Source organism: Streptomyces sp. NRRL S-495 (genome assembly GCF_000966955.1).
Classification (GTDB): Bacteria; Actinomycetota; Actinomycetes; order Streptomycetales; family Streptomycetaceae; genus Kitasatospora; species Kitasatospora purpeofusca.
This window is the reverse complement of the sequence record NZ_JZWY01000861.1, coordinates 1-9,961: the sequence shown is the minus strand read 5'-3', so window position 1 is coordinate 9,961 and position 9,961 is coordinate 1. Positions and strand designations below refer to the sequence as shown.

Sequence of the window (9,961 nt, the reverse complement as noted above, 5' to 3'; positions counted from 1 at the left end):
GCCTCCGCCGGTTCGGCGGCCGACTCGACCGGGGGGCGTTCGCGGTCCCGGTCGGCGCGGGAGCCGCATACCGGCCACGGGGTGAGCCCGCGCTGTTCGGCGAGGGCGTTGGCGACGGCGATCTGCTCGTCCCGGCTGGCCAGGTCGGCGCGCGGGGCGTAGCGGAGGCCGCCGGTCTCCTCCCAGGTCGGCTCGTCGAACTGGAGGCCGCCGAAGTAGCCGTTGCCGGTGTTGATGTGCCAGTCCCCGCTGCTCTCGCAGGCGGCGACCCGCTCCCAGTCGATCACGGTCCCCCGATCGATGCCCGCTCCGCCTCCCGGGCCCGGTGGCGCGGCGTGCGCCGCGGCGGGGGCGGCGAGGACGGCGGCCAGGGTGCACACGGCGGTGGGGAGCAGGCGGCGCAGGTGCGCGATGGGGGGCATCGGCGGCTCTCAGGTCCGGGGGCAGGGGCGCGCGCCGCTCGGGAGCGGCGCGTTCCCACCGACGCACGCCGGGCCCGCTGGATCCCCGCCGACACGTCGAGCAGGTCACCCGCCCGGCTCCGCGCCGCCACCCGGCCGGCTCTCGTCCCGCCGCTCGGGCCGGCCCGCCGGAACGCCTGACCGGCCGGTCCGGTCCCGTGACGGTGCTCACAGGGTCGAACGTGTGCGAACACTTTCGGGTGCGTGTGCGGCATTCGGGTGGAGGTTCGGCCGGCTCCCAGGGGCTCCGGCTCGTGCGCTTGTGCGAGTCGCCGGCGCCCGTCCGGCCGGGCCGGAGGTCGGGCTGGAGGCCGGGCTGGAGGCCGTGCCGTGTGTCGTGCCGTGTGTCGTGCCGGACCTTCCTCGTGTGCCTGTCCCCGGACGAACGACGGCCCCCCGGCGCGAACGCCGGGGGGCCGGGGAGGAGCAGGGTGGAGCAGGCGGAAGTCCGCAGGTCAGCGGCGCTTCTCGCGCTCGGCTGCGGCGGCGGCCTGCTGGCGCTGCTTCTCCTCCTTCTCGTGCTTCTCCTTGACGCGCACGGACTCCTTGCGGACCTCCTCCTGGATCGTCCGCTCGCGCCGGAGCCACTCCGGGTTCTCCTCGCGGAGCTCCTCGATCTGCTCGGTGGTGAGCGCCTCGGTGATGCCGCCGCGGGCCAGGCCGGACGCGGAGACGCCGAGCCGGGTGGCCACCACGGAACGCGGGTGCGGGCCGTTGCGGCGCAGGTCCTGGAGCCACTGCGGCGGCTCGGTCTGCAGGGCGGTGAGCTCCTCGCGGGAGATCACGCCCGACTGGAAGTCGGCAGGGGTGGCGCCGAGGTAGACCCCGAGCTTCTTCGCCGCCGTCGCCGGCTTCATGGTCTGCGTGGTCTTCTGCTTGAGCGATGTCATGGTCACCAGGGTAAGCGAGCGGCCGACGCCCGCTGTCACGGTCGGTAGCCTTGGGCGGGTGACAGAGATGCAGGTGACACCCTCGTTCCGGCTGGCCTACGTCCCGGGCGTGACCCCCGGCAAGTGGGCGCGCGTCTGGTCGGAGCGGCTCCCGGACGTTCCGCTCGCCCTGGTCGCGGTCGAAGCCGCGGCCGGGGAGCCGACGCTGCGCGCGGGCGACGCGGACGCGGGGCTGCTGCGGCTGCCGGTCGACCGGACCGGCCTGAGCGCGATCCCGCTGTACACCGAGACGACGGTGGTGGTGTTCCCGAAGGACCACTGGCTGGCGGCGGCGGAGGAGGTCACCGTTGCGGACCTCGCCGACGACGTGGTCTTCCACCCGCTCGACGACACCCTCGAATGGGAGCAGCTGCCCGGGCGGCCCGCCATCGAGCGACCGGCGACCACGGCCGACGCGATCGAGCTGGTCGCGGCCGGGGTCGGGGTGCTGCTCGTCCCGCAGTCGCTGGCACGCCTGCACCACCGGCGCGACCTCACCTACCGGACGATGGCGGACGCCCCGCAGTCCCGGATCGCGCTGTCCTGGCCGGAGGAGCAGACCACCGACCTGGTGGAGGAGTTCATCGGCATCGTCCGGGGCCGCACGGTCAACAGCTCGCGCGGCCGGGGTCAGACGGCCGCGACCCCGGCCGAGGCCCCGGCGGCGAAGTCCGCCCCGGGCCGCGCCGGCGGTGCGAAGAGTGGCAGCGGCGGTGCCAAGGGTGGCGCCGCCAAGGGGGGTGCGGCCAAGGGCAGCGCTCCCAAGGGCTCGGGCAAGCCGGCCGCCGGAGGCCGGGCCACCGCGGGCGGGCGTGCCCGGGGCGGCTCCGGATCGTCGTCCGGTGGCGCGGCGGCCGCCCGGCGCGGCCGCCCGAAGCGTCGCGGCTGACGTTCCCCCGCCGGCCGTGCCGGGTGGGTGCGCCGGGTGGGTGCGCCGGCCCGCCGGTCGTGCGCGCCCCCTCGGCCGGTCACGCGCTCCGGGGGGCGGCCAGGGTGTTCAGCAGGGCGGCGCCGCGCTCGGCGTCGTCCACGCTCACCGCGAACTCCGCGCCCTGTCGGGGTCGGATCACCAGGCACTCGCCGCGGCGCAGCATGACCGTGGTGCCCAGGCCGCTCAGCCGGTAGCCCCAGCCGCCCACCTGGGCCGGGGTGCGGGTCTCGGCCCGGGCCGAGACGATCTCCTCCGGATCCCAGTGCCGGGAGGGTCGGCCGAGCGGGCCGAACGCCACATCCAGGCCGCGCTCGGTCACCCGCGCCTGCACCGACGAACAGCCGAGCCCGGCCAGCGCGACGACCGCCAGCGGCGCGGCGGTCGCCCAGGCCGCCCCGCCCAGCCCGGCGAACCCGGCCAGTGCCGCCCCCGCCGTGCCCAGCCCGGCGCACCCGGCCAGCAGTCCCAGCCAGGGATTGACCGCCCGGGAGAGCCAGACCGCCCGCTGCCCGTCCGGCAGGTCGAGGCGCGGGCCGTCGGCGACGGTCGCGGCGAGCGGCCCCGGGCCCTGCGGCCGGGCGAGCCACCAGGCCAGCGCGCCGGCCGCGACCGCCGCCACCAGGACCAACAGCACCTCGGCGCCCATCGGCCCGGCCTCCTGCCAGGTCGGGCGGTCCAGATTGGCCGAGACGATCGCGGCCTGCGCGCCCGTCAGCAGTGCACCCCCGAAGCCGAGCCCGACCGCCGACCAGGCCTTCGCCTGCTCCCCGCCGCGCCACCGGGCGACGGCCGCCGCCGCGACCGAGGCCGCCCACACCGCGGCCGGGAAGCCCGCCGCGGCCGTCAATGACATCGAACCGTCCGGTCGCGTTCCGCTCCAGTGCGTGGCCAGAGGCTCCGGCAGCTGGTCGCGCGCCACCCACGGCAGTCCGAGCAGCAGTGCCAGCACCCCGAGGGCGAGCGCCCCGAACGCGAGCATCCCGATCACCCGGACCGCCGCGTCCTTGCGGGCGTCGTGCCCGCCCTTCTGCGAAACCTTCTTCACTCCAGCCCCCTGATCATCTCGACGAGCTCCTCCCGGCTGAAGCCTGCGTGTGCCGCGTCCGCGACCAGCCGCCGCGCCGCGTCCAGCAGTTCGGCGCGGCGGTCGGCACCGCGGGCGACGGTGATGCCGCGCCCCCGGCGGAACTCCAGTACCTCTTCGTCCCGTAGCACCCGGAGCGCCCGCAGCACCGTGTTCGCGTTCACCCCGAGCGCCCGCGCCAGATCCCTCGCCGGCGGCAACCGCTCCCCGGGTACGCACTCGCCCTCACCGACGGCCCGCCGGATCGCTCCCGCAACCTGCTCGTGCAACGGCCGGGAGTCCCCGGCCTCCAGCTTCAGCAACATGATGCTAGTGAGAGTAGCACCATCACCGAATGACGCCAGTGCCGCCGACGGCCGGTCGCGCGACCGGGGGTGGCCCCGCTCAGGCGGGTTGGCGGGTTGGCGGGTTGGCTGGTTGGTGGGCTGCTGGGCTGCTGGGTCGGGGAGTCGGGGAGTCCGGGCGGGGCGCGGACTCAGGAGCAGCTCCGGGCCCCAGGCGTCCAGCAGGGCGGCGGCGGACCGGAAGGCCCCCTCGGTGCTGAGCCGTCCCATCGCGGCGACCGTCCGGGGTGAGGGCCGGTTCGGCCGACGCTTTGCTGACGAACGCGGCGAAATCCGCTGTCAGGCCAGGTCTTTGCGCATCAGCGTGCACATCGCTTCGTACCGCTGGAGTGAGCCGTCCTCGGCCTCCACGTCCCAGGAATCGAGCTCACGGCCGAAGGCCCGGTAGCCCAGACGTTCGTAGAGGGCGCGGGCGCGCGGGTTGCTCTCCTCGACGCCGAGTTCGGCGCGGGTCAGGCCCCTGGTCCGGATCCGCTGTTCGGCGGAGCGGACCAGCAGCGTGCCGATCCCACAGGACTGGAGGGCCGGGTGGACGCCGAGTTGCCAGAGTGTGCCGGCTCCGGGCTTGACTGTGCAGTCGATGCCGCCGACCGCCACCGGGAGCCCGACCGGCGTGCAGACGGCCAGGTAGTCGACCTCGCCCGCTTCGGCGCGGCGGATCTGGTGGACCAGCTCGCGCACGTGCTTGGGGGAGCCGGCCCAGCCGCAGGACGGCAGGTCCGCCTCGGTGAGGTCGCGCACCGACAGGTGCAGCCTGATCTCGCTCATCGCCGCCTCCCTATGGCTCCTACGACTCCGGCAGCGGCCGTCTCCCATTTCAGCAAGCCGATCCGCGTGCCGTCCAAGGGGTTTCGGGCCGGCCCTCGGCGTCAGTCGGACGGGCTTGCGCTCGGACATATAGGGCGGGTTCTGTCACCGAAGGAATTGCTGAATTCGTGATGCCGCTCCGACCCGGCCGGGTCGGTGACTCGTATCGGATGGTGTCAAGGGTCGACCAGCGGGCGTCAGTTGACCAGACTGAGCCGAATGACGACACGCCCCTCTCCTCAGGAAGACCTCCGCGCTGTTCTCTTCGACTCGGGCGGCGTGCTGATGCAGCCGATCGGCGGCCGGTGGAACCCGCGAGCCGACTTCGAGCAGACCGTTCTCGCCCACGTGCCTTCGATCACGTCGGAACAGTTGGCGGCAGCCGTCGCCGCAGGCGACCGCTACCTCGCCACCTCGTCGTCGACGCCCGAGACAGACGACTACCACCGGGTGATGCTGAGTGACGTGGGGGTGGATCCGACCTCGGAACTCCTCGCCGACCTGCGCCGCGAGGTCCCGCCCGCCACGCTCCTGGAGACCTACCCGGAGGTCATGGGCACTCTGGAAGAGCTCAGCCGACGGGGCGTGCGGATGGCAGTGGTATCGGACGCCTGGCCCAACCTGCCTGACCTTCACACGGGACTGGGGATCGGGCGGTTCTTCGAGGCGTATGCGATCTCTGCGGTGCTCGGCTGCAACAAGCCGGACCCGCGGATGTACCACCACGCCAGCGCCGCGCTGGGGCTCGCGCCGGCACAGTGCCTGTTCCTCGACGACGATCCGGCCCTGGTCGCCGCTGCCATCGGACTCGGGTACGCGGGGCGCGCGGTCTGCCGGGGACCGGTCACCGCGGAGGTGCCTTTCATCGCCTCCCTGGTTGAGTTGTTGGACCTCTTCTGACCTGGGCGGGCATCGGTTGCCGGCGGTCTGCCCGCCCCCGTGGTTCCGTGACCACGTTGCGACGGACGTCGGTGCACCGGCTCGAAGAGGACATCACGCATCCCCGGGTGCGTCCTGTCGGGCGCTTGCCGGACAGCGGGTGCCCTGTGCCCGGCGGACGACCGCCGTTCTGTTCGGAGGTCAGTCACGGAGCGCACGGCGGGTCGTTGTGGTGAGCAGGGTGGTGGCGAGGAGGGCCAGGGTGACGGCGGTGACCAGGACGGGGGAGGGGCCGGCGGGGTGGCCGGCACGGCGGACAGTGCCCATGAAGTCGAGCGTGGCGATCTGGTTCACCGCCAGGTACCAGAGCGGCAGGTAGAGGGCCTGGAAGAGGCGGTGGGTGCGGGAGAGGGTGCCGAGGGCGAGGGCGAGCGAGGGGATGAACAGGGCGCCGGCCGACCAGGCCGCCACCCCGGCGGTGTCGCCGGCCGCGGCGAGTCGGACCAGGACACCCGCACCGACCAGGGCGGTGAGCAGCACCCCGGCGGCCCATTCGGCGAGCAGCCGGGCGCGGGCGGCCGGGTAGGCGCCGAGCAGGACCTCCAGGTCGTTCTCGGCCGAGCGGCTCCCGAGGCGCGACCAGAGCAGTACCGGCCAGACCCAGGCGGCAGGCAGCACCGCGCCGACGCCGGTGTCCGGCGGTACGGAGAGCCCGGCCAGCACCAGGCCGGCCGCCGCGAGCCACCACCAGCGCGAGGCGTCGGCGAACAGGATCCGCGCCTCACCGAGCAGCAGCCGGCCGTAGTGGGAGCCGAAGCGGGAGCGGGACCGGTGGTGGGTGCGGGCCGGGGACGCGGCCGTGCGGACGGGACCAGGGGCGGGGGTCGGAGCGGGGGTGGGCGCCGATCCGTCGGGGTGCCGCTCGGCCGCCCTGGTGCGGGCGGGGTCGAAGCGGGTGAACCAGAGCGCCGGCAGCGCGGCGAGCGCCACCGCGAGCAGGACGAGCAGCAGCCGCTGGGCGAGGAACCCCGCCCCGTAGTCCGCGCCGTCCCAGTGGAACGCCTCCAGCGGGGAGTCCGTCTTGGTCAGGCCGAGGCTGAAGTCGTCGCCGCCCAGGTCGACGCCTCGCGCGGCCAGCGTGTCGCGCAGCGAGGCGGCCACCGGGCCGAGGCCGAGCCCGCCGAACGGTGCGCCGGGCGCCTCCCCGGCGATCATGAGGGCCGGCGCGAAGGCGAACCAGGTGACATTGCCCAGCCCGCCGCGCAGCAGCGGCACCGTTTCGAACAGGACGGCCAGTGCCGCGGTCGCCGCGAGCAGCGGCAGGGTCAGCACCAGGAACGGCGTCAGCAGCGCGACCGGGTCGAGCGCGTGGTCCTCGCCCCGGACCAGTTGCAGGGCGGGTGCGGTGAGTGCGAGCACGCCGAGCATCGAACCGAGCACCAGCAGATTGCCGAGGAACTTCGCCAGCATCAGTTCGGCGTTCCGCAGCGGGGCCGCGGCCAGGAGCTGGCCGACCCCGGTCTCCTCGTCGCGGCCCAGGCCCTTGCGAACCACGTAGAACCCGCCGAGGGTGAGCCACAGCGTGCCCGCCAGGGCGGTCGCCGTGCCGACGTACGCGCTGTTGTACTCCCCCCGGTAGGAGCCGAGCGCGAGGATCGCCCAGTGCCCGTCGGCGGGCGGGACGGCGAGCAGGCCCAGGCCCACCGCGGCAAGGAGCGTCACCGCGTAGGCGGGGCGGCGGATCCGGTCCCGGAAGTCGCCGAGCGCCAGCCGGCCGATCCGGCTCACCGGGCCGGTCCGCTCGGACCCACCGGCGGCTGCGCCGGGAGCAGGGTCGGTCGGTGCCCGGAACCCCTCGGGGTGGGACGGGTGGAGAACGCTCCGGGTCATCGCCGCACCCCCGGACGGCCCGCGGCGGCCGAGACGGTGAAGGCGGGCCCGTCGGGTGCCGACCGGACCAGCCCCAGGTAGGCGTCCTCCAGGTCCGGCGCGACCGGCACCGCCTCGGCCGTCGGCGGGCCGTCCGCGAGGAGCCGCAGCCGCACCCGCCCGTCCCCCGTACGCACCATCCGGCTCACCACGAAGTGCTGCTGCACGGCCGCCACCGAGCCCGCGTCCACCAGGACCTCCCACACCCGGCCGGTCTGGCCGCGCAGCAGTTGCTCCGGACTGCCCCGGCGCAGCAGCCGCCCGCCGGCGAGGACCGCGATGTCCCCGGCCACCGACTCGATGTCGGAGACGATGTGGGTGGACAGCAGCACCACCCGGTCCTCGGCGAGGGTGCTCAGCAGGTTGCGGAAGCGCACCCGTTCCTCCGGATCGAGACCGGCGGTGGGTTCGTCGACGACGATGACGCTCGGGTCGCCGAGCAGCGCCTGGGCGATGCCGACCCGGCGCAGCATGCCGCCCGAGTACGCGCCGAGCGGCCTCCGCACCGCCTCGGTCAGGTTGACCAGCACGAGCAGTTCGTCGATCCGGGCCCGGGCGGCGCGGGCGGGAAGCCCCTTGGCGGCTGCCAGGTAGGACAGGAACTCGCGCGAGGTGAGGTGCGGGTGGACGCCGAAGTCCTGGGGGAGGAAGCCCAGTTCGCGCCGGAGCAGATCGGGGTGGGCGAGCACGTCGGCCCCCCGGTAGGTGAGCCGTCCGGAGCTGGGCCGGGTCACGGTGGCGACGATCCGCATCAGGGAGGACTTGCCCGCGCCGTTCGGTCCGAGCAGACCGAGCAGCCCGGGGCCGAGCCGCAGCGAGAGGCCGTCGACGGCGTGCTTGCCGCCCCGGTAGACCTTGCTGACGTCGGTCAGTTCGAGGTGGGGTGTGACATCGGGTCGGCTCATGTGCCCGCGCTCCGCTCTCCCGGTCGTGGGTGGGATGGTGACTACGGCGACCAGCTTTCCCGGTCGGCCGTGCCCTGCCATCTGCCGATCGGCATAGATCCGGCGCCTTTTTTCGGAGCGAGAACCTGCCGATCGGCACAGGTTGGCGCCCGGGGGCGGGGGCAAAGTTCTGAGCGAGGGCGACGGGCGCCGACCTGCGAGGTCACCGGCGTGCCGAGCCTTGACAGGTGGTTCGGGCACTGGATTACTTGGCTCCGGCCAGGGCCGACCGAATGGTCGGTAGTGAGTTCTGAAGGAGGCACGATGAGCGGCGGAGCGACGGATCCGGGTACGCCCGTGGGTCCGGGAGGAGACGTGCGGGCGCCGGCGCGTCTCGGCGAGGCGCCTCCGGTGGAACTCCTGGACGCCGGCGAGCGGATGACCGCGGAGGAGCTGCGGGCGCACCAGCTCAAGCACCTACGGGCCACGCTGCGCCACGCCTACGACAACGTCGAGCTGTACCGGCGGAAGTTCGACGCGGCGGGTGTCGCGCCCGATGACTGTCGAACCCTCGCCGACCTCGCCCGCTTCCCCTTCACGACCAAGGCCGACCTGCGCGACACCTACCCGTTCGGCATGTTCGCCGTCCCGAAGGAGAAGGTCCGCCGGATCCACGCCTCCAGCGGGACCACCGGCCTGCCGACCGTGGTCGGCTACACCGAGCACGACCTGGACGTCTGGGCGGACGTGGTGGCCCGCTCGATCCGGGCGGCCGGCGGGCGGCCCGGCCAGACGGTGCACATCGCCTACGGTTACGGTCTGTTCACCGGCGGACTGGGCGCGCACGCGGGTGCCGAACGCGCCGGGTGCACCGTGATCCCGGCCTCCGGCGGTATGACGGCCCGCCAGGTCCGGCTCATCCAGGACCTCCGGCCGGAGGTCATCATGGTCACCCCGTCCTACCTGCTCACCCTGCTGGACGAGTTCGAGCGGCAGGGGATCGACCCGCGCGGCACCTCGCTGCGGATCGGAATCCTCGGCGCCGAACCGTGGACGGAGGAGATGCGCGCCGAGATCGAGCGGCGGACGGACCTCCATGCCGTGGACATCTACGGACTCTCCGAGGTGATGGGGCCGGGTGTCGCGCAGGAGTGCGTGGAGACCAAGGACGGCCTGCACATCTGGGAGGACCACTTCTACCCGGAGGTCGTCGACCCGCTGACCGACGAGGTGCTGCCGGACGGCGAGGGCGGCGAACTCGTCTTCACCTCGCTCACCAAGGAGGCGCTGCCGGTGATCCGCTACCGAACCCGCGACCTCACCCGGCTGCTGCCCGGAACCGCGCGCCCCGCGTTCCGCCGGATGGCCAAGGTGACGGGGCGCAGCGATGACCTGATCATCCTGCGAGGGGTCAACGTCTTCCCGACCCAGATCGAGGAGGTCCTGCTGCGGGTGCCCGCCGTCGCACCGCACTTCCAGCTGCGGCTGACCCGCCGGGGCCGGCTGGACCACATGACGGTGCGGGTCGAGGCGCGGCCGGACGCCGGGCCCGGGCAACGCGAGGAGGCCGTCGGGGTGATCGTGCGAGGGGTGAAGGACGGCGTCGGGGTGAGCGTGGACGTCGAGGTGGTGGACCCGTACACGCTGGAGCGTTCGGTCGGCAAGATCCGTCGGATCGAGGACCTTCGGGAGGGCGGAGGGGGAGGCGGAGAA

10 protein-coding genes are annotated in these 9,961 nt (G+C 74.0%); 3 read left to right on the top strand and 7 right to left on the bottom strand.

Annotated elements, in window-relative coordinates; genetic code table 11:
• Together VR45_RS35045 and VR45_RS35040 are read right to left on the bottom strand one after the other, a co-directional pair.
• Window positions 1–422, bottom strand: a 422-nt coding sequence (locus tag VR45_RS35045; RefSeq protein WP_045943954.1) for a transglycosylase family protein, incomplete at its 3' end; no start/stop codon positions are given.
• A 494-nt stretch (window positions 423–916) separates the two neighbouring features.
• The gene (locus VR45_RS35040) at window positions 917–1,351 is read right to left on the bottom strand and encodes a DUF5997 family protein (protein WP_045943958.1); all 435 of its coding nucleotides are present in this window, start codon (window positions 1,349–1,351) and stop codon (window positions 917–919) included.
• Between the two features lie 67 nt (window positions 1,352–1,418).
• On the opposite strand from VR45_RS35040, the gene VR45_RS35035 reads away from it, so the two are divergent.
• Window positions 1,419–2,279, top strand: coding sequence for a LysR family substrate-binding domain-containing protein (locus VR45_RS35035; RefSeq protein ID WP_107084367.1), 861 nt, complete (start codon window positions 1,419–1,421; stop codon window positions 2,277–2,279).
• A gap of 79 nt (window positions 2,280–2,358) precedes the next feature.
• Here the strand turns inward: VR45_RS35035 and VR45_RS35030 are convergent, their stop codons facing one another.
• The 3 genes from VR45_RS35030 to VR45_RS35020 all read right to left on the bottom strand — a co-directional run bounded on the left by VR45_RS35030 (window position 2,359) and on the right by VR45_RS35020 (window position 4,565).
• Complete coding sequence (locus VR45_RS35030) at window positions 2,359–3,366, bottom strand: DUF1648 domain-containing protein (protein WP_234326455.1); 1,008 nt, start codon at window positions 3,364–3,366, stop codon at window positions 2,359–2,361.
• Window positions 3,363–3,710, bottom strand: coding sequence for a GntR family transcriptional regulator (locus VR45_RS35025; protein ID WP_045943956.1), 348 nt, complete (start codon window positions 3,708–3,710; stop codon window positions 3,363–3,365). The genes VR45_RS35030 and VR45_RS35025 overlap by 4 nt, the downstream gene beginning before the upstream one ends.
• A gap of 318 nt (window positions 3,711–4,028) precedes the next feature.
• Window positions 4,029–4,565, bottom strand: a complete 537-nt coding sequence (locus tag VR45_RS35020; RefSeq protein WP_234326453.1) for a GNAT family N-acetyltransferase — start codon at window positions 4,563–4,565, stop codon at window positions 4,029–4,031.
• A gap of 210 nt (window positions 4,566–4,775) precedes the next feature.
• Here VR45_RS35020 and VR45_RS35015 point away from each other — a divergent pair, with 210 nt between their 5' ends.
• On the top strand, window positions 4,776–5,456 hold the full coding sequence (locus tag VR45_RS35015; RefSeq protein WP_045943951.1) for an HAD-IA family hydrolase: 681 nt from the start codon (window positions 4,776–4,778) through the stop codon (window positions 5,454–5,456).
• A gap of 180 nt (window positions 5,457–5,636) precedes the next feature.
• Here the strand turns inward: VR45_RS35015 and VR45_RS35010 are convergent, their stop codons facing one another.
• Window positions 5,637–7,223, bottom strand: a complete 1,587-nt coding sequence (locus VR45_RS35010) for a hypothetical protein (RefSeq protein WP_045943950.1) — start codon at window positions 7,221–7,223, stop codon at window positions 5,637–5,639.
• A gap of 98 nt (window positions 7,224–7,321) precedes the next feature.
• Window positions 7,322–8,269 (bottom strand): ATP-binding cassette domain-containing protein, encoded by a 948-nt coding sequence (locus tag VR45_RS35005; protein ID WP_045943949.1) that lies wholly within the window; start codon window positions 8,267–8,269, stop codon window positions 7,322–7,324.
• Window positions 8,270–8,686: 417 nt separating this feature from the next.
• Between VR45_RS35005 and paaK the strand changes: the two genes are divergently transcribed.
• Window positions 8,687–9,961 (top strand): phenylacetate--CoA ligase PaaK (gene paaK / locus VR45_RS35000; protein WP_234326456.1); only part of this gene is annotated, 1,275 nt, incomplete at its 3' end.